Raw genomic sequence first — 19,798 nt, forward strand, 5'->3', positions numbered from 1 at the left:
AGAATGATTCTGTAAGAAAAACTAGAGAAAGGATTCTCAATGAAAGAAAAAAACATCGTTGTCGGTTTAGACGTTGGTACAACTAAAGTCTGCACAATCGTAGGTATCCAAAACATTTCTAATCAAAACACTGGTAAAGCTGAGCTTGAAATCATTGGTATTGGTACACATCCAAGTCATGGTTTAAAGAAAGGCAGTGTTGTAAATATCGATAAAACAGTACGCTCAATTCATAACTCGCTTGAAGAAGCTAGGCTAATGGCAGGAGTTGATATCCATAGCGCAACTATTGGAATCGCTGGAAGTCATATCTACAGCTTCAATAGTTCTGGTGTTGTTGCTGTTAAAGGAAATGAAATTTCTCAAGATGATGTTGATCGCGTACTTGAAGCAGCAAAAGCTGTTGTAATGCCAAGTGATCGCGAAATCATTCACGTAATTGCACAAGAGTATAAAGTTGATAATACAACTGGTATTAAAAATCCAATTGGTATGTGTGGAACTCGTCTAGAGGCACACGTTCATATTGTTACTGGATCAATCTCTTTGATTCAAAATTTAGTGAAGTGTGTTGAGCATACAGGTGTTAAAGTTGAAAACGTTACACTTCAACCAATTGCTTCTTCTGAATCAGTTCTTTCTCCTGAAGAAAAAGAAATGGGGACATTACTAGTTGATATCGGTGGTGGAACAACAGATCTTGCACTATGGAAAGATGGTGCTCTTGTTCATACACAGGTAATTCCAGTTGGTGGAAATCATTTCACAAATGATCTAGCTGTAGCACTTAAGATACCTCATGCAGAAGCTGAAAGAATTAAAATTAATCACGGATCTGTTCTTCCAGAACAAGTTAATCAATCAGCTCATATTACAGTTCAAGGGATTTCTGGAACTAAGCCAAGAGAAGTACAACTGCACACAGTCGCAAATGTACTTGGTGCAAGAGCGGAAGAATTATTTGATCTAATTAAAAATATTATTAAAGAAAAAAATCTTGGTGATGAAATCAGTGGGGGAGTTGTTCTTACTGGTGGTGGTGCCATGATTAAGGGAATGCCTGAGATTGGTGAGTATCTTCTAGAGAGACCACTAAAAATAGGTTTCCCAATAGCTTTTGGTGGCATGACAAATATTATGCAAAATCCAAAATTTTCAACTGTATTAGGTCTTCTACTTGAAGCCTCAAAAGGCAGAGAAGTTGAAGTAGAAGAGGAAGAAGATATTAATCAAATAGATATTGTAAGTAAGTTATCAGGATCTATTAAATCAGTATTCAGAGAAATTTTTTAAATAAGGGGGAACTTATGTTCGAAATTTCTGACAACAACGAATTAAAACTAACTGAAGGCGCGAAGATTCGCGTTGTTGGTGTTGGTGGCGGTGGCTGTAATGCCGTAAACACAATGATTAAGGCCGGTCTAACTGGTGTTGAATATATTGTTGCTAACACTGACTCACAAGCACTTGCTGTAAACTTAGCACCAACAAAAGTACAACTAGGTGTTGAGCTAACTAAAGGTCTTGGCGCTGGGGCCAACCCAGAAGTAGGTCGTAAAGCAGCTCTAGATGAGTATGAAATGCTAAGCCAGGTTCTAGAGGGATCTGACATGGTATTTATCACTGCCGGTATGGGTGGTGGAACAGGGACTGGTGCAGCTCCTGTAATTGCAAAACTTGCACGTGAGCTTGGTGCTCTTACTGTTGGTGTTGTTACAAAACCATTTATCTTCGAAGGTAAGAAGAGAATGAGACAAGCATCAACTGGTATCCAAACTCTAGAGGAAAATGTTGATTCACTAATTACAATTCCTAACCAAAGACTTCTTCAATTAGCAGGTGAAAGCTTATCTTTAGTAGAAACTTTCATGAAAGCTGATGAAGTACTTTTAAATGCAGTTAGAGGTATCTCTGACCTTATCAATACTACTGGTCATATCAATGCTGACTTTGCAGACGTTTCAACTGTTATGTCTAATAAAGGTCTTGCTCTAATGGGTACAGGTCTTTGTGCAGGTCCAGATAGAGCTATTAAGGCAGCTAATGAAGCTATCTCTTCACCACTACTGGAAGATATTTCAATTGATGGTGCAACAGGTATCATCATTAACATCACTGGTGGTTCTTCAATGACTATGCATGAAGTTAATGAAGCAGCTACTTTAATTATGGAAGCAGCTGATGAAGATGCAGAAGTAATCTTTGGTTCTGTAGTTGATGATGAGCTTGAAGATAATATCAAAGTAACAGTAATCGCTACTGGTCTTGGTGGTCGTGAAGCAGCTGTTAATGTAGCTCCTCAACAAGAACTTAGAAGACCAGTTGTTCAAGAGTCTAAGCCAGTATATGTAGCACCTGTAGCTCCAGCTGCTCCAGTTGTTGAAGAAAAGCCAGTTTATGAGCAACCAGTTGCTCAACCTGCTATGCAACAAGCTGCTTACCATGAAGCTCCTGTTCAATCTAACCCACAGGTAGATGCAATGAGAGAGATTCAAATGGAAGCTCAACGTGAACAACTTGTACAAGATACAGTAGTTGAAAGTTCAAGAGCTCACTCATTTGATGGTGATAACTTAGAAACGACTCAAAGACCAAGTCTTACTGATTCAATTAGAGAAGCTGCATCTCAATATGAAGCTTCAAAGTCTGAAGTAGACCCATGGGCCAATGAGAAAGTATTAACTGGGAACAATACTGCTGAGAAATCAGATCGTCCAAAATCAATTGCGGAAAAACTAGGTTTTATCAATTTTGATGAAGATGAATTAGATACTCCTTCATACTTAAGAAAAGAAGAAACACAACAACCTTCTGGAACTGAAACTTTTCGCCAAGTAGAGCGATAGGATTCCCCCCAAAGTATATTTGATGGAAACATCAAAAAAGAGGGCCCGTAAGGGCCCTTTTTTTATAATGAATTTGATTTTAAAATATTTGATTTGAATGATTCTAACAGCTCTGCTGTATCGGCCTTAAAATCTTCTGGAAGCTTAATTAAGAGTTTTGAATTATTATGCGGAATATTTCTTAAGACAAGTCTGTAGTTTCCTTCCCATTCTTGCCAGCTCAATTCATATTGCCAACGACTAAATTGACCACCACCAAATTTCACATCTCTTTTTTCAGGCATTAAAGCATCAATAGTATAAGATACTTTTTGTTTTAAACCAGCTGATGTTAAATCCTTTTCACATTCTCTAATTAAGCGGTCATGTTTAGAATCAAAGACAATATTTGGTTTATTCTCTTTCATGATCTGATTAATTTGGCCTTTTAGTATTTCAAGATCGTTCACTTTTACTTCCTTACTTTTCTATTTTCAATCTCTCCCTCATTTCATCTTCAATTTCTTTTTGAACGTGCAATTGTACATAAGTTTCAATTAAGTCACTTTCAACATCAATTTTGTACTCGCATAAGATGAAAGTTGGGATTTTATGTTTATTCCAAGTATTCTTTTTAAAATTATAAATATAAACACCCTTTTCTGGTGTTTCACTAGTTGTTCTTTCGTTTGTGATAGATACCCACTCGTGTTTTGAGTACAAGTTGAAGTGTTCACGGCATAGGTGAAGAGCATCAACATTGAAGTAATCATTTTCAACAAGTTCTTTTTCACAAATACTACAAAGACCAAGAATTTTTTCTTGAGGCTTGTTTTTTTCTAAGAGATTATTAATTTTATCAGTTAGCTTTCCGTCTTGAGTTTCTTCTTTCTTTATTTCTTTGCGAAAAGCAATGAATGCAAATACCCCAATGAGCATAAATAGCGCAATAGCAATGATTACAAGTAATGCAATGATGATAACTGAATTGTCCATGTTATTAGTTTAATGGACTTAGCAAATATGAACAATGGCCAGAGGCCTATATCCTAGTATATTTTGAAAATATCTTCTTACCGCTACTCTGATGCGTTCTGTTCTCTGATCGATCGTTCCATTTTCGTTAAAGTAATCAAAGCAAATTTCTTGTAGTTGACTAATTTGATCTGAATCCTCAGGGATCCCCATTGTTGTTACGTGAACTCTATGTTTTGAACGTTTTAGACTATTATTTGAAATAGAGACAAAGACTGTACCGAGGGTGGCCATTTTTCTTCTTTCTGAAATCTTTTCGCGCTCAATAACAATTCTATTGCCGTGGATTAAAATTGGAGGAATCTCCTGTGAACGATTAACTTTTAATTTACCATCTTGTGTAAATGAAATGCAGTCGTGATTTTTAATCTCAATAGCTTGTGTATTAGGAAGGATTGATTTTATAAATTCGCAATGCTTTCTTAGAAAATATGTTTCCCCATGAATTGGAATAGCAATCGTTGGTTTATAGTGATCGTATACATCTTTAAGATCTGCTTTACCAGGATGGCCAGATGCGTGAATCATTCCATTGTAATGTGTTATGACTTCACAACCCTTATCTGTAATTTCATTATAAAGAAGAGCTAATTTTTTTTCATTTCCCGGTATAGCTTTTGAACTAAAGATGAAAGTATCGGTTTCATTAAGTTTATAATACTTATCACTTGTACTTGTAATTCTTTTTACTGTTCCTCTGAACTCGCCTTGGCTACCTGAGCAAAGAATAATATGTTTTTTCTTTAAGTCTGCTACTGACTCAACTTCACGCACTAGTCCATGATCATTGAAGATTTCACATTCTCTAGCAATTTGTGTGTATTTAAGTAATGAACGACCATAGGGAACGACTTTCAATTTGAGTTCTTGAGCAATATTGAAAATAGTTTGTAGGCGATGAATGTTAGAAGCAAAGCAAGTTATAAATACTCGTCCCTTAGCGTCTGAAATAAAAGTAGATAAGTCTTTTTTTAGTTCCGACTCTGATGTCGTTCTATCATTGCTGCTTGTAATATTTGTAGAATCTAGCATTGCAATTCTATTACTAAATTTCTTAGACAGAAGATTGATCTTTTCTAATTCAATCGGTTCCTCGTATTCAGAATTAAAATCACACTTGAAATCGGAAATAAAAAGCACTCCAGTATCGATTTCTTTGATACCAAGATGAATCCCTTTAGTATTTGGAATAGAGTGATTAACATGGACGATGTCTATTTCAATTTCATTGAGAATTAATTGACTCTCTAAGCGATTTATTTTTTTTGAAAGATTCAAATACGATAATTTATCTTCGATTAGTTCTTTTGCGAAGGTTGGAGCATATACTTCTGCTTCAGGAAATCTTTCAATATAGTGAGAGATCGCACCAATATGATCTTCGTGGCCGTGAGTAATAATTAAAGCATCAATTTCAACTTCAACATTTTTTAAATCTGGAATCAAGTAGTTGATATCAAAACAGTCTTCGTAAGGAAATAGAATTCCACTATCGATAATCAGATTTGTATTTTTATATGATACTAAAGTCGCGTTAGAACCAATCTGTCCAACTCCGCCGAGAGGTGAAATATTTAAGTTAGACATTAAGATCCTTTTGTCGAATTCAGCAATAATTCGAATTCTTTATTGTGTTCAACTAATTGTAGTAATCTTGCAGCTAATATCTCAGATGCAACATCAGTTTCTTCTCCAACGATGAAGTCTGCATATTGTCTTTGAGGTGCTAAAAACTTTTCATACATTGGACGTACGCTATCGTAGTATTGATTGATAACACTTTCTAAACTTCTACCTCTTTCTGCAACGTCTCGATTAAGTCTTCTTGTGAAGCGAATATCTGCTTCAACATGGAGAAAGCAACGTATATCTAATTTCTCTCTGATTTCTTGATCAAAAAGTGTGAAGATTCCTTCAAAGAGAACAACTGGTGTAGGTTTTAAAGTCGTTGTTGTAGCGGTACGATTACTCGTTTTGAAATCGTAATTTGGAACTTCAATCGACTCGTCATTCTTCAGTGCTGTAATATGTTGTTGAAGAAGAGGCCAGTCAAATGCTTGGGGATGATCGTAATTTGGTCGTCCTGATTTCGTATAATGCTCTTTTGGTTGCTCTGGTAGATAGTAAGAGTCCATTGATAGAACTGACACTTTCTCTTTTGGTAGTTTAGAAATTACCTTTGATGCAAAAGTAGTTTTTCCTGAACCTGAACCACCAGTGATTCCAATTAGCTTCATAGATGACCTTTGTTTGAATGTTTTCAGTAACTTATCACAGATTGAGTTCACATCAAATAAAAGAGGTGATAATCTTATAATAATTACATTTGTGTCATTCGTCAGGGATATTCGATGTCTAGAATTTTATCTATTTTGCTAATTTCTTTCCTAAGTTCAATGGTTTACGGAGCGAGTCTTAATGTCGCAATCTCATCATCACCTAATAGCTTAAGCCCATTTTTTTCAACTGATGCAAATTCGCAAAATATCAATCGTCTTATTAATGCATCACTAATCGACTTTGACAGTAATATGCAACCTATTTGTCAGTTGTGTGAATCGTTCAAGGAATTTCGCACAAAGGATAATTATAAGATTCGCTTTAAACTTAAGCCAGGTCTCAAATTTTCTAACGGTGAAGAATTAACTTCTAAAGATGTTCAAAAGTCTCATTTTTATTTCACAGAAACGGCTAAGATCAAATCAATTTTTAGATTCGCATTTGGAAATATAACAGAAGTTAAGATTATAGATAAATTAACATTCGAATTAATTTATAAGAGTTTTGGCCTTGATCATCTTCCCAACTTAGTTCTATTTAAAATTATTCAAATTCCTAATTACGACGTTATCGATAAGGTTGAAATGGTCGATATTGTAGGTGCAGGTGATTATAAGATTACTAAAATTGCTCCACTACAAATCGACTTGAAGTCACTTAAGAAAGGTCATTATGATTTAAATTTTGTTGTCGTTAAAGATGAAACAACCCTTTCTTTGAAGCTTATTAAAGGTGAGATTGATCTTTCTGTCGCTAATATTTCACCTCGTAAGGTTAACTACTTAGAAAAGAATAGTGATGTGAATGTTCAAAAGGTTTTGGGAACAGATTATAATTTTATAGGACTAAATCAAAAGAAGGGTGTTCTACAAAATGTTAATATTAGAAAGGCGTTAAGCCATCTCGTTCCACGTAACAAAATTATAGAATATAAATTTAAAAATAATGCTGTTGCATCTAATGGACTGTTCGCAAAATCATTTAAGAGTTTCTATATAGACATGCCCGTCGATGAGTTTGATCCTAAACTCGCTTATGATCTTTTTTTAAAAGCGGGCTTTGTAAGGAAGAATGGTGTTTGGTACGACCCAGAAGGTAAGACATTCTCTCTAACTTGGAAGACTAGTAGTAATAAGTTTCAACAAGAACTTGTTACAATTATCAAGAATGAATTCGAAAAATTTGGTCTCGTTGTTAATGTTGTCCCTCAGGAGTGGGGAACATTTCTTAGGGGAGTCAAAAGAGGGGAATATGATCTTTATTTAGGGCGTTGGATCGGCTTTACTGGTCAAGATATGCTTAAGTTCGCTTTTTACTCTGAAAATATGGCCCCAAAAGGTGCAAATCGTGTCTTTTTTGATAATAAAGAATTCGATAATTTAATTGTAAAGGCAGAGCAAACTATTGATAAGAAGAAGGAAGTTGCTCTTTATAAAAAAGCCAATATTGTAGTAAACGAACAATACCCATATATTAGTTTATGGCACCCGCATGTTATTTGGGTGATGAGTAAATGTATAAAACTGAAAGAGATATATCCAAATGGAAACTTTCTAGTTTTAAAGGAAATTGAGAATGTCTGTAAAAACTGAAATCTTTAAAATTGTTACGATCGAGTTTCAAAGTAGCTCACAGTGTGAAGAAGTAAATAAAATCGCCCTTAATGACTTTGAAGTTGATGGGATTGAAGAATTCTCAATGGAAGAAGCTCGTGTTGATGAAATTTTAGGAGAAAGAGCCTATTCTGGTGGAGATGTTCCAGAATCTGTTATTGATGAAGTCGTTGATATATCAGATGACCAAGATGTGAAAAAGTTTAATTACTTTTTCTTCCAAGGTGACATTAATAGGGCCCATGATTTTGTTAAAGCGATTGAAGGTATGGACTTATCTATTGAAGTTAAGGATGAGGAATACTCAGATTGGAATGAAGTTTGGAAAAAGCACTATGCACCTATTGAAGTAACTCCAGAGCTAAGTGTAATTCCTGAATGGTTTAAAGAAGAAGATTACAAATCAAATAATAACAATATCTATATTATTCCTGGAATGGGCTTCGGTACAGGTGAGCATGAAACAACTTATTTATGCTTGAAACATTTTATGGCCGTTAAGGATTCATTTAAGGATAAAGATCTGTGTCTAGACTTTGGATGTGGCTCTGGAATTCTAGGTATCGGTGCAATCAAAAAGAGTAATATGCTCGTAGACTTTGTTGATATTGATCCAGCAGCACTTGATAATTGTCATGAAAACTTAAAACTTAATTTAGATGAAGATCGCTTAAATGGACATCGACTAGTTGCTCGTAAACGCTTTAATCTTGATGATAAGTACAAGTTAGTTTTTGCAAATATACTTATGCATGTTCTTGTTTCAGAAAAGGAAGTACTCCTAGATTCCCTAGATGATAATGGTTATTTAGTTTTATCTGGAATCTTAAATGAACAAGTTAATGATGTAATTGAAGAGTATAAGTCTTTGAAGAAAATTGATGTATTATCTAAAGGTGATTGGTCTGCAATTCTTTTAAGAAAGGAGTAGTTCATGCGTGCTATTTATACTCGAGATGATCTTTCTCCATCGATTGATGGAATATTAAGCTTTTCAGATGATCGAAGCCACCACTTAATTAAAGTCGTAAGAGTTAAAAAAGGCGATGAAGTACTACTACTTGATGGTCAAGGTGGTCGTTATACAAGTGAAGTTATAAATTGCACCAAGAGAGAAGTTTCTCTTAAAATAAAATCCTTTGAGAAAGTAGATAAGTTTTCAAATATCGACTTAGCAATAGGTCTTCCAAAAAGAGAGGCTTTTGAAAACGCACTTAAGAATGCAACTCAAGTCGGTATCTCTGAAGTATTTCCGTTTCAAGCAGATTATTCTAACTGGTCAATAAAGAACTTTGATCGTGTTAGCTCTGTAATTGAAAGCTCGTTAATTCAATCTAATAATCCTTATATGCCGATTGTGCATCATGAAACTGCTAGTTTAGATGCTCTTTTTGAGATCTTCCATCAGTATGATTATATATTCCTAACGACATTATCCCGTGCAAATGGTAATGATATCGAAGACATTAAAAGCATCAAAGATAAACGTATTTTAATTATCATTGGACCGGAGGGTGGTCTCTCTAACCGTGAAGAAGAACTTATGTTTAAAGAGAATAATGTAATTGGCCTTAGGCTAGCGACACCTATTCTCAAAACGGAAAGTGCAGTACTGACAATTGTGGGCTATGTACTTGGAAAATTTGATGTTAAATAAAAAATGTGTCATCCTATTATAAGAGGGCTCAGGGATGAATTTAGATACACAACATAATAAGAAACCAATAAATTTAAATGACTTCGAAGAATTTGAAGACTTTGAAATTGAAGATATACCATTTAAGCCAATTAATGAAGGTCTAGGCTTTCACCATGGAAGAGCAAGTAAAGAAGTATTAAAAAGTGCCAGAGTTGAAGTTACACCAACTCAGTCACATGTTAATAACTTTAATAAAGTTCTTGGCCGTGAAAAAGAAATGAGTGTTCCATCAGAACTTGAAGCTTTCTATCGTAAAGGAACTGAGTCTGAGATTCCTAAAGTAAATCGTGAAATTGAAATTAAGAGTAAAGCTCAAGATGTTTCAATTGCAAGGCGTTTTGCTTCTTACATAATTGATATGAGTGTGTCTTTAGTTGTTTTTGCTGTCACATTAGCTGCAATGTTTTTAGTAAGTGGCCTACCTCAAGAGTCATTTATTGAAATCACACTTCAAAATTCAAATTATAGATTTTTGATTGCTTTATTTGTACTGATTCATATTATCTATCGTATAACATCAGTTTATAGACCTACTTTTGGTCAATACATCTGTGGATTAAAACCAAAGCTTTCTAATGAAGCAGCATTTAATACTATTATTGAAAGAACTTTATTTGAATTCATTTCAATTCCACTTTTAGGTCTTCCATATATTCTAGGACTTGATAAGAAGTTCTTTGGAAATAGTTTAAAAAAGAGTAAGTAATGAAATATCAAGAAGCAAAGGATTATGTTGAAGCTAACTTTAGTGGGCAAAAAATTGTTTTTACTAATGGCTGCTTTGATATTCTCCATCGTGGACATTTAATGTACTTAAATGAAGCGAAGAAGCTCGGTGATGTACTTATCATTGGACTTAATTCAGATAGCAGCGTTAAGCGTTTGAAAGGTGAAGATAGACCTGTTAATCCAGAGAATGATCGCCAATTTATGCTTGAAAATTTAAAAGCCGTTGATAAGGTTTTTATTTTTGATGAAGATACGCCGTATGAATTGATTAATGCTGTTTTACCAAATACTCTAGTTAAAGGTGGTGACTGGGCCATTGAGCAAATTGTTGGACATGATGTTGTAACGGCCAATGGTGGACAAGTGCTAAGTCTAAACTTTGAAGACGGCTATTCTACGACGAATTTAATCGAAAAGATTCAAGGTAGATCGTAAGTGTATATACATTTACATCAAGATTACGCTGTTATTTCTAACGAAGAATCTAGTATTGAAATTCCTTTTTCGCAAATTTTAAAAACAATTAAAGCTACTCTCAAATCTGGATTAGTCGTTGTTGTAAAATTTCAAGATTGTAATTTTAAATTATCAAATTTAAGAAGTAAGCACTATGTTGCTAATAATGATTTTGCATTTATTAATACTTCATTAAAAAATAGATTTCCTATTGATTATAAAATCAAATCACCGAGTGAAATGCTCCAGTATATGCTTGATTTGAACGATTTGTTTCTTAAGTAATTGATTCTCCTGAGCTCCTGTAGTAGTCGGTCGGAGTTGTTCGGTATCATATTGTCATCGTAGCAAATACTGCGTCCAAAAAAGTAAAAAATCTTCCACTTTTCTCTCAAGAATATTTCCGAGTAACCGTTATGGGTATTGCAACCAGATGGGTCTGGTTGTTTGGGATTTAAAATTGTTGAGACAAGGAGTTTCAACGCAAATTACACAAGGAGGTTGCTTATTCGAGGAGAATAGTAATGGGATTAAGAATTAACACGAACACACAGTCAATTTCAGCACAAAGAAGTCTAGGTCAAGTTAAGAGAACACAAGATGAGTCTTTAAACAAGCTTTCATCAGGTTCAAGAATTAACAAGGCAAGTGACGATGCTGCAGGACTTGCGATATCTGAAAAGTTAAGAGCGAATATCAGAGGTACTCAACAAGCGGCAAGAAACGCGGGTGATGGTATCTCAATGATTCAGATCGCTGAAGGTGGGATGAACGAAGTATCAAATATTTTAGTTCGTCTAAGAGAGCTTTCAGTACAATCTGCATCAGATACAATTGGTGATACTGAACGTGAATTTACTGATAAAGAATTCCAACAACTAACTAAAGAAGTTGATAGAATTGCAGAGTCAGTACAGTTTAACGGAACATCACTAATTAATGGTGAAGGTGACGATAAGGAATTCCAAATTGGTTTATATAATGATGAAACTAATGACAGAATTGCTTACAAGCCATCAGCAGTATCAGTTAAGACAGAAGACCTAGGTATTGGTGGGCTTTCTGTTGCAACAAAAGGTGACGCTCAGACTAATCTTGAGGCTATTGATAAGGCGATGACATCAGTGTCTGGTGGACGTGCGGAGCTAGGGGCTTTACAAAATAGACTACAGTCTACAATTAATAACCTAGAAATCTCTAATGAAAATATGAGTGCCGCAAATTCACGAATCAGAGATACAGATGTAGCAGCAGAGTCTGCAAACTTAGCTAAGGCGAATATCCTTACTAACTCTGCAACTTCGGTACTTTCGCAAGCAAACGCTTCGAGCCAATCTGCACTGAGACTGATCGGTTAAGTAAAAATCTAAATCGAAAGCAACATCTAAAAGTAAGGGCCTTCTTCGGAAGGCCCTTATTCATTTATCTTATAGTTTCATTTTGAAAAATTGAGCTTAAATAAATAGACCACGTTTTCACGTGGCCCACTAGAATCTTGAAAGAGCAGAAACTCAGGAGAGAGAATCGCTCATTTCTAATTATATTCATAAATCTTATTTCAAAATATGATCCTAATCATTTATTAGTGGCAAAAAATAATGTCGATTTTCATCCACTTTTTAAGTACTTATTATTGATACCTTAATTCCTAACCTATTGAATTTATATTAATTTGTATACTTTTTTCCAAATATTTGAGGGATTAACTAAAGTATTTAACCGAGTGTAACGAACAGGTATTTGTGAACACTAATTTTGTCTGAAAGCTATTTAAGTAGGACGTGAGGAAAGGAGAAAAAAATGGGTTTACGTATTGCAACTAATACCGCTGCGCAAATGGTGCAGAAAAACATTAAACAAACAGGTAAAGCTTCCGGGGAGGCTTTGGAGAAGTTATCGAGTGGTAAGAGGATTAATAAGTCCGCAGATGATGCTGCCGGTTTAGCGATTGCTAAGAATATGGAAGCACAAGTTAAGGGTTTACGTCAGGCTTCTCGAAACGCAAATGATGGTATTTCAATGGTTCAGACTGCTGAAGGTGCCATGAATGAAACAAGTAATATTTTAGTAAGATTGAGAGAGCTATCAGTTCAGGCCGCATCGGATACGATTGGTGATACTGAACGTGGCTTCCTTGATAAAGAATATCAGCAATTGGTTAAAGAAGTTGATCGTATTGCTGAGTCGACAAAGTATGGATCGATTGAATTATTAAATGGATCAGGTTCCGAGATGGATATTCAGGTTGGTACTTTTGCTGGCGATAGTGGGCAAATCCAATATGACCCTTCTCAAACAAATGCAACTTCATCCGCACTGAATATTTCAGGTTTAAGCGTTTCTTCTAAAGATGATGCAAGATCGTCAATGGAGAACGTGGATGAGGCCATTACGAGTTTATCAGAGCAACGAGCGAATCTCGGTGCGATTCAGTCAAGGCTGCAATCTTCGGTTAATAACCTTGAGATTCAAGCGACTAACTTAGACTCGTCTAGATCTGTAATTGAGGATGCTGACGTGGCCTTCGAGTCATCTCAATTAGCTTCTTCTAATATTGCTAAGCAAGCAGGTATCTCATCGTTAGCACAGGCTAATAATCTGAACTCTGCAGCACTTAGATTAGTAGGTTAATAAATATGGGGGTCCTGCCCCCACTCCTTTCTTAAATAATTAAGCGGCCTTGTGTAGGAGAGACCAAGGCCGCCTTTTTAGGAGAAAGAAGTATGTTAAGGTTGAGAGACAAATGAGCACAAAGAAGTTTGAACAAGATATTATTGAATCAATAAATGAAAACAGTGAAGTTATTGTCTGGGACGTTATTGATCATAATATTGTTAGACTTCCGGCCAAAATAAAAAGTCTTAATGCCTTTGCCAAACAAATCTTTTTAACAATCGAAGATGGTTTAAGAGATAGCTTGGCCCACTTTGTTCGAGGGCCAGGACTGTTAAAGTTCTATATCCCAGATTTACAATTAATATTCATTAGCGAGTTAAATGCATCACATGGTAATAGCTTAGAGATCTCGTATCCAGTAAAGGAGAAGAGACTCGAGAGACGTGAACATGAACGCTTTGAGCCTTTGATTCCACTTTATAGTTGTTTTCAAAATATAAAATATGAAATCTTCGATATAAGTGAAGGAGGGATTTCTTTTGTCTTGGGTGCATCTCAATATGAACAGCTCTTTAGTAATAAGAATGAGGTATTAAATTTTGAGGTAGGATTTGCGAAAGAAAAAATTCATGTGAAAGGCCATGTTGTAAATAAAAAGAAGATTAGACCTTATCAGATTTCAAGATTTCCATACGGTGCTTATCGAATTGCAGTTGCAATTGATAATAACCCAGAATATCGAAAGCATGTGAAAAAGCTTCAAGCGGGTTGTGATAATCTTATTAAAGATCTACTTTGATTATCTGCGCTAATCCTATATGATTACTTTATGAGTTGTTATGTGATTTCTGATGTCCACGTGAAATGGGATCAAAAAAATTCTGAATTTCTTAAAAAATTTCTATCTATTGATTTCAATGAAAATGATCGTATTTATTTACTAGGTGATATTTTTGACTTAATGGTTGGAAGCTACCAAGAGTATGAAAAGCAATACGATTGGTTCTTTAAACGTATCAAGGAAATTAAAGATATAGGTGCGACAATTTTCTATATACAAGGAAATCACGATTTTCATATTGAAGACTTACTAACTGATAATGGAATTATTGTAAAAACTAAACCATTTGTAGAAATTGTGAATGAAAGAAAAGTTTTATTCTGCCATGGTGATGAGATAGAAATTGAAAATTTCAATTACCGAGTATGGCGTGGCTTTATTAGGAGTTACCCTTTAGCGCTTATTTCAAAATATATATTCAATTATAAGATCGTAAAGGCCATTGGGGATTACCTTTCTCATAAAAGTAGACAAAGAAATGAAAAACGATATGGTCAAACACAATTGAATGATGGAATTCGCGATAAGTTTAGAAAGAGTGCTGAAATTGCTTCAAGAGAATACAATGTCGATATAATTATCTGTGGCCATAGTCATTATCAAGATGAATACGTTTCTGAGAATTTTTCATACTATAACTGTGGATACGTACCAGCTTCAAATAAGTTTTTAATTATCAATGATGACTATAGTTTTGAAGAATTAATTTAATCTTATCTTCTTCCGTATTTAAACTTCTCTTTTAACGTTCTAAAGTAATTTCTTTCTTCGTTAATATAGAAGTTTACATGACTACTTCTAGATTTTTTTATTTGAATCTCGTCTTTAGGCTCTAGTTTAAATTCTTTTTGTCCATCAATAGTAAGATAAATGTCTTCTTGCCCACGTGGAATAATAATACTTAATGTTTCATTATCTGGTAGAACCATCGGTCTATGGGTTAGGGCATGTGGACAAATTGGAGTGAGGACAACTCCTTTAACACTAGGGTGTAGAATTGGTCCATTCGCAGCTAGTGAGTATGCTGTTGACCCAATCGGTGTACTCACGATTAATCCATCTCCTGCTAGGTTGTATATACTCTCGCCATTTGCCTCTAGTTCAAGATTAAACATTCTAGAAATACCAGATTTAGTAATAACAGCATCATTCATAAAGTTAAGTTTAATTTTCTTGTGTCCAGGGCGTGTAATCTCAGCTTGGTATATCTGAACTTTGCGAGTTTTTAATTTTCCCTTCAGTGCCATTTCAAGACCTTCATAGAAATCGTGCTTCGCAAACTCAGCGATAAATCCAAGATTACCCATGTTTATTCCAAAGATATTCACCTTTTTAATATCTTTACTTCTTACAGCACCAATTAAGGTCCCATCACCACCAAGCGTAATTAATATTTTGCATTTTTTAGCAATATCATCTCGATTAATGAAATTAAAATTTTCAGGCTGGCTGTTTTTGAATATTTTTAAGATGCGTGATTCTTGAGATTTTTCAAAGTAGACATCGACCTTTCTTCTTATTAGCCAATTTGTTAAGTTTGGTAGAACAGTTGAAAATTCTGTCACTACTTTTGGCTTTAAGATTATTGCTACTTTGTTTGTTATTGCCATTTATTCCTCAATTATAACTTCATTTAAAAAGTTATTTATATCATCAAAAGGTTTCTGTATTACTTTACAACCATAACTTGCAGCCCTTTGAACAATTTGCTCAGAACTGTATGCAGTAATAATATAAAAAATCTTTGATATTTCTGATTCATTATATTTAGTTTTGGATTCTTCTATTATATCAAAACCAGTAATATCTTGAAGCATTAAATCACAAATAATACGCTCATAATTGTGTTCTTTGATAAGTTCTATTGCTTCTTTTCCACTGGCCGTAGACATAACATCTACCCCTTTTCGTTTAAGTAGAGTTACAATAGTTTTCTGTATCAGAAGCTCATCTTCAACAACTAGTATTTTCATGATTTACCTTGGGAATATTTATTTGGAAGTGGGCGCCTTCTTCGGATTCAATGAGATAAATATCTCCATTAATCTTTTTAGTTAAATTTTTACAAATTGCTAAGCCTAGTCCTGTTCCAGTGTCTTTTGTTGTAAAAAACGGATTGAATATATTGTTTTCTATATCTTTAGATATTCCAGGCCCATTATCAATTATATCGATCAAAATCTTATTATTAACTTCACTAACGTTAATATCGATTCTTGAGTTTGCAATATTGTTAACATTAAGTGATTGTGAGCTGTTAATAAGTAGATTAAATATAACCTGACTTAATAATGTTCCGTTAGTCATTATTTCAATATCATTGCTCATGTCAAAATTAACTTTGTGGGATCTCGATTCCGATTTTGTTAAAATGATTGTTTCAGCAATTAAGTTTTTTAATGATGTTGAAGTGAACTCTTCATCATCCTTATATAAATTTGAAAACTCTTGAATAATAGCTTGTGATCTTTTTACGCTGTTTGATATATGCGAAAGTGTATCTTTTACATCGAAGTCTTCAGTTTGTTCTATTAGAAGATTGTGAGAAAGATCAATTCCAAAAAGTGGGTTACTGAGTTCATGCCTTAGCGTGTTTAAGAGTTCTCCCATTAGTAGAATTCTTTCATGATGAAGTGAGCTTGTGTCTTGTTGATGATCTTCAATACCGATTTGATTGATCTTAACTCCGTCATCTTCAATAACAAAAGAATTGATAGGGAAATTAGAGAGAATTTTATCTCTTTCGATTTTTGATTGCCTGCTACTTTCTACAGTTATTATATTAAATAACTTAGGAATAGATTTAATGATCAACTTGTCGAAGTTTGTTCTGTCTATATCTGCAACAGGGAATAGGTCATTACGTGATAGGAGAATAATTAAGTTAAAGTCACGAAACGATAATTCTTTTGCTAAGAAATGTCCGTCTAATTGTATATCCTTATTAAGTAACTCTTTTTGATCAAAAGACTTATTTTTACTTTTTCTAACTTTTGCGAATAAAGTGTTAAAAAAAGTAGGTTCTTGATAAGTCTCATAATATTCATCATTTTTGTAGGTGATAGAGTATATATTAGTAGTACCTTTTTGATGAATGAGCATTTGAGAGGAGCTAAATCCATTTAACTCATCTGCATTTGTAAGTGCCTTTAGGAATGATCGAATACTATCTTTCTTTTTAAATTGAAATTCTTTGTTTGGTAGTAGAGTTAGCTCTTTTGCATCACATATTTTATCAGAAAGAAAATCTGTCGAATTCATTAGAACGAATTTCTTACTATTGATTTTTAATTCAATTTCATCTTTATTATATTTAACGATCTGTAGTTGAGAATTTTTTTTTGAGGTAGTTAAAAATTTGCTGTCTTGAAATAATGAATCCAAGACAGCTTTATCTGCATAAATATTTAAAAATTTATCTTTGACTCTTGAATGAGTGGTATTGCTCTGATTTTCCACTGTTTAAGATTATCTATTAGTTCATATTCTAGCAAGTCAGAAAGCATCACAATATCATTGTTTTCACGTGCTGGGATAAGTGCTTTAATAACTGAAAATAGGTGAATCTCAAGATTCTTAATTACTTCTTTATCTGAGAAGAAATTCTTGTTTGCTTTTCTTGCCGTAGCATGAATTCTCGTAATTAAGTGAACATATAGATCGAGTAACTCAATTAAATCTGCAAAAAATAAGTTCCCTTGATCAATATTTCCTTTATTGAACTCATCTGTAGTAATTAAGATTTTATCAACTAATTCATCAATATATCTTTTACAATCTTCCAATGCTTCAAAAGCCAACTCATAAGAGTTCTTAATTTGTAGACTAGGGTAGCCAAGCTCTTCTAGCGTGTAGTCTAATAATTCTCCAACTTCATCAATTGAAAAAGATTTGCCTTCAATGACAACTGCTGTGATTGATTCATTATCTGATATACCATCTGTTTCAATTGCTGTTATGGCCTGTCTAAGGGAAATCGAATTTCCATCTAAAGAAAAGCTATCGTTTCCTAGTTCTAATGTGATCATATATTTTCCCTTGCCTCTGGTTTGGACTTGTTAATGAGTGAGCATTTTTCGAAAAATTCGTAAAGGACACTACACATAAGAGATATCTCGTTATACGTGTAGAATGCAGCTTCGGATAATTTTACAAGATTATTTCCTTGTAGATTGTTTTTAGCAACTTTCGCAAAGTCTATGACTGGTGCTAATAGTGGATAAGAAGTCGATACAAGATCACTAAGACGATCGATTTCATCTAGTTTTGCTGAAAACTTCTTTATCTCTTCTAAGCTTGGTGTATTCTTACTAATTTCTTCGATTATGTATCGCGAGTACTTTTTACCAAATTCTGACAGCTCATATAATGTTTCAATACCTTTTGACTGTGAACTTAGTTGTGCTTTAGTTTGAATATTAAAAGAAGGGATATCCATGCTAGTGTTAATTTCAGTAAAAATGCTAGTCCACGCAATGTGATAGAAATTTCGCATAACTTCTTTTGCATCTTGATCCTTATGTAGTGATTCTCTAATATATAAGTCTCCATTATCAAGCATGTCAGAATGATAAAGCTTTACTCTACTTAAAGAGAGAGACGAACATGAGCTATTTAATTCCTCGATATTAATTTTGTTATTATTTAATAACTGTCCAATACATTGATGAGTAATGTTGTATGGAACATCGTTGTGACATTTGAACTCAGTGCACTCATCCTTTGGGAAACAAGGAGCACACTCTGTTTTAGGCGCTAGGTTGTAGTTGTCTAGAGCATAAGGAGTTGTTTCATGCGGCCTAACAGTACCTAGGGATATTGTTAAAGTTTTTATGTTTTTGAAACTTAGAAGATTCCCAATCATTGAATCATGGCCCACGAATAAAAAAGAACTATCGACTTTTGAATATAGTTCTTTTAGATCTAAACCAATCCATAGATTAACACGATCCTTAAATGGCCTAATTAGCTCGGAATTTAAAATTTCATCTGCTGATTTTTGATCTTGATTAGAGCCGCAAATATATACTTTTACATTCTCATTCTTTTTTAATGTTTGGTAAATAACTTCAACCCATCGGTTCGCTTTCCACATCTTTTTTTCATTTGATGCAAATGGGTGAATTAATAAATTTGTTTTCTTTTCACTTGAATAATCTTTATTACTTAAATGAGTGAGCTTCTTTGTTGTCCCAATGATTGAAGAGAATAGGTCAACTAGATTAAATGGGTTAAGATCACCTCTCATTACTGTTGAGTAAAGGTATTGTGACCATCTGTCTGTGATCACTCTCTCATGTAAGTCATTGAAGTATGGACCTACTTTATTACTTGATTCAATTAGCGAATGTAGATATGTCGCAGATTTAGAAAAAGCGAGGTTGATTGATACATCGATATTTTGTTCATTAATTTCTTTAAGTTGTTTCTTTAATTTAGAGAGGGCCTCTCTCACATTGTCAGCTCCAAACATTGCTGTTTTGTGCTCAATTGTTACAACTTTATCAAATACCTTTTCTAATAAGAACATGATCGGTGTAGCAAATTTTTTACGCGCTACTAGGACAACTCTATATTCGGGATGATTTTCTTTTAGTAGCTTAACGGCATGAGATGTTTGCAGAAGATCACCAATTCTTGTTGTTTGAATTATTGCAATGGTCTTTTTATTATCTGCTTCGTTTTTTAAGGCGTTCATTGACTT

The 19,798-nt window shown here is 34.1% G+C and carries 21 protein-coding genes; 12 read left to right on the forward strand and 9 right to left on the reverse strand.

The features are described from left to right. The first annotated feature begins 39 nt into the window (after nt 1-39). The gene (gene ftsA / locus ACMAYS_RS14860; protein WP_103218516.1) at nt 40-1,293 is read left to right on the forward strand and encodes a cell division protein FtsA; all 1,254 of its coding nucleotides are present in this window, start codon (nt 40-42) and stop codon (nt 1,291-1,293) included. 14 nt (nt 1,294-1,307) lie between these two features. After that, nucleotides 1,308-2,846, forward strand: a complete 1,539-nt coding sequence (gene ftsZ / locus ACMAYS_RS14865) for a cell division protein FtsZ (protein WP_392993849.1) — start codon at nt 1,308-1,310, stop codon at nt 2,844-2,846. A 62-nt stretch (nt 2,847-2,908) separates the two neighbouring features. Here the strand turns inward: ftsZ and ACMAYS_RS14870 are convergent, their stop codons facing one another. The 4 genes from ACMAYS_RS14870 to udk are packed head-to-tail and all read right to left on the reverse strand — an operon-like array spanning nt 2,909 to nt 6,097. After that, entirely contained in the window at nt 2,909-3,295 is a 387-nt protein-coding gene (locus ACMAYS_RS14870; protein WP_103218514.1) for a hypothetical protein, read from the reverse strand. 10 nt (nt 3,296-3,305) lie between these two features. Then, nucleotides 3,306-3,821 carry a hypothetical protein gene (locus tag ACMAYS_RS14875; RefSeq protein WP_103218513.1) on the reverse strand — a complete coding sequence of 172 codons (516 nt, stop codon included), beginning with the start codon at nt 3,819-3,821 and terminating at the stop codon, nt 3,306-3,308. Nucleotides 3,822-3,839: 18 nt separating this feature from the next. Beyond that, entirely contained in the window at nt 3,840-5,447 is a 1,608-nt protein-coding gene (locus tag ACMAYS_RS14880; protein ID WP_412463544.1) for a ribonuclease J, read from the reverse strand. Beyond that, on the reverse strand, nt 5,447-6,097 hold the full coding sequence (gene udk, locus ACMAYS_RS14885; protein WP_103218511.1) for a uridine kinase: 651 nt from the start codon (nt 6,095-6,097) through the stop codon (nt 5,447-5,449). The genes ACMAYS_RS14880 and udk overlap by 1 nt, the downstream gene beginning before the upstream one ends. A 114-nt stretch (nt 6,098-6,211) precedes the next feature. On the opposite strand from udk, the gene ACMAYS_RS14890 reads away from it, so the two are divergent. The 10 genes from ACMAYS_RS14890 to ACMAYS_RS14935 all read left to right on the forward strand — a co-directional run bounded on the left by ACMAYS_RS14890 (nt 6,212) and on the right by ACMAYS_RS14935 (nt 14,805). Next, nucleotides 6,212-7,732 carry an ABC transporter substrate-binding protein gene (locus ACMAYS_RS14890; protein ID WP_412463545.1) on the forward strand — a complete coding sequence of 507 codons (1,521 nt, stop codon included), beginning with the start codon at nt 6,212-6,214 and terminating at the stop codon, nt 7,730-7,732. Next, nucleotides 7,716-8,684: a 50S ribosomal protein L11 methyltransferase gene (locus ACMAYS_RS14895; protein WP_103218509.1), complete on the forward strand. Its 969-nt coding sequence runs from the start codon at nt 7,716-7,718 to the stop codon at nt 8,682-8,684. The genes ACMAYS_RS14890 and ACMAYS_RS14895 overlap by 17 nt, the downstream gene beginning before the upstream one ends. Nucleotides 8,685-8,687: 3 nt before the next feature. Continuing rightward, nucleotides 8,688-9,410 carry an RsmE family RNA methyltransferase gene (locus tag ACMAYS_RS14900; RefSeq protein WP_103218508.1) on the forward strand — a complete coding sequence of 241 codons (723 nt, stop codon included), beginning with the start codon at nt 8,688-8,690 and terminating at the stop codon, nt 9,408-9,410. Nucleotides 9,411-9,444: 34 nt separating this feature from the next. Next, the gene (locus tag ACMAYS_RS14905; protein WP_103218507.1) at nt 9,445-10,158 is read left to right on the forward strand and encodes an RDD family protein; all 714 of its coding nucleotides are present in this window, start codon (nt 9,445-9,447) and stop codon (nt 10,156-10,158) included. After that, nucleotides 10,158-10,616, forward strand: coding sequence for a D-glycero-beta-D-manno-heptose 1-phosphate adenylyltransferase (gene rfaE2 / locus ACMAYS_RS14910; RefSeq protein WP_103218506.1), 459 nt, complete (start codon nt 10,158-10,160; stop codon nt 10,614-10,616). Before ACMAYS_RS14905 ends, rfaE2 begins: the two co-directional genes overlap by 1 nt. Beyond that, nucleotides 10,617-10,922: a hypothetical protein gene (locus ACMAYS_RS14915; RefSeq protein ID WP_103218505.1), complete on the forward strand. Its 306-nt coding sequence runs from the start codon at nt 10,617-10,619 to the stop codon at nt 10,920-10,922. Between the two features lie 239 nt (nt 10,923-11,161). Continuing rightward, the gene (locus ACMAYS_RS14920; protein WP_103218504.1) at nt 11,162-11,995 is read left to right on the forward strand and encodes a flagellin; all 834 of its coding nucleotides are present in this window, start codon (nt 11,162-11,164) and stop codon (nt 11,993-11,995) included. 442 nt (nt 11,996-12,437) lie between these two features. Beyond that, complete coding sequence (locus ACMAYS_RS14925; RefSeq protein WP_103218503.1) at nt 12,438-13,268, forward strand: flagellin; 831 nt, start codon at nt 12,438-12,440, stop codon at nt 13,266-13,268. A 112-nt stretch (nt 13,269-13,380) separates the two neighbouring features. Further along, complete coding sequence (locus ACMAYS_RS14930) at nt 13,381-14,052, forward strand: PilZ domain-containing protein (RefSeq protein ID WP_103218502.1); 672 nt, start codon at nt 13,381-13,383, stop codon at nt 14,050-14,052. Nucleotides 14,053-14,082: 30 nt separating this feature from the next. Next, a complete protein-coding gene (locus ACMAYS_RS14935; RefSeq protein WP_412463546.1) occupies nt 14,083-14,805 on the forward strand; it encodes a UDP-2,3-diacylglucosamine diphosphatase in 723 nt (240 codons plus the stop codon). Nucleotides 14,806-14,807: 2 nt separating this feature from the next. Here the strand turns inward: ACMAYS_RS14935 and ACMAYS_RS14940 are convergent, their stop codons facing one another. From ACMAYS_RS14940 to ACMAYS_RS14960, 5 genes are read right to left on the reverse strand one after another with little or no spacing between them, the layout of a single operon-like run. Next, entirely contained in the window at nt 14,808-15,704 is an 897-nt protein-coding gene (locus ACMAYS_RS14940; protein ID WP_103218500.1) for an NAD(+)/NADH kinase, read from the reverse strand. Next, nucleotides 15,705-16,067 (reverse strand): response regulator, encoded by a 363-nt coding sequence (locus ACMAYS_RS14945; RefSeq protein WP_103218499.1) that lies wholly within the window; start codon nt 16,065-16,067, stop codon nt 15,705-15,707. Continuing rightward, nucleotides 16,048-17,478, reverse strand: a complete 1,431-nt coding sequence (locus ACMAYS_RS14950) for a sensor histidine kinase (protein ID WP_412463547.1) — start codon at nt 17,476-17,478, stop codon at nt 16,048-16,050. The genes ACMAYS_RS14945 and ACMAYS_RS14950 overlap by 20 nt, the downstream gene beginning before the upstream one ends. Nucleotides 17,479-17,501: 23 nt before the next feature. Then, nucleotides 17,502-18,122, reverse strand: coding sequence for a hypothetical protein (locus tag ACMAYS_RS14955; protein WP_103218497.1), 621 nt, complete (start codon nt 18,120-18,122; stop codon nt 17,502-17,504). Next, nucleotides 18,119-19,792: a glycosyltransferase family 9 protein gene (locus ACMAYS_RS14960; RefSeq protein ID WP_392993824.1), complete on the reverse strand. Its 1,674-nt coding sequence runs from the start codon at nt 19,790-19,792 to the stop codon at nt 18,119-18,121. Before ACMAYS_RS14960 ends, ACMAYS_RS14955 begins: the two co-directional genes overlap by 4 nt. Between the last annotated feature and the right edge of the window lie 6 nt (nt 19,793-19,798).

The organism is Halobacteriovorax sp. RT-2-6, assembly GCF_047085025.1.
In the GTDB taxonomy this organism is placed as follows: domain Bacteria; phylum Bdellovibrionota; class Bacteriovoracia; order Bacteriovoracales; family Bacteriovoracaceae; genus Halobacteriovorax_A.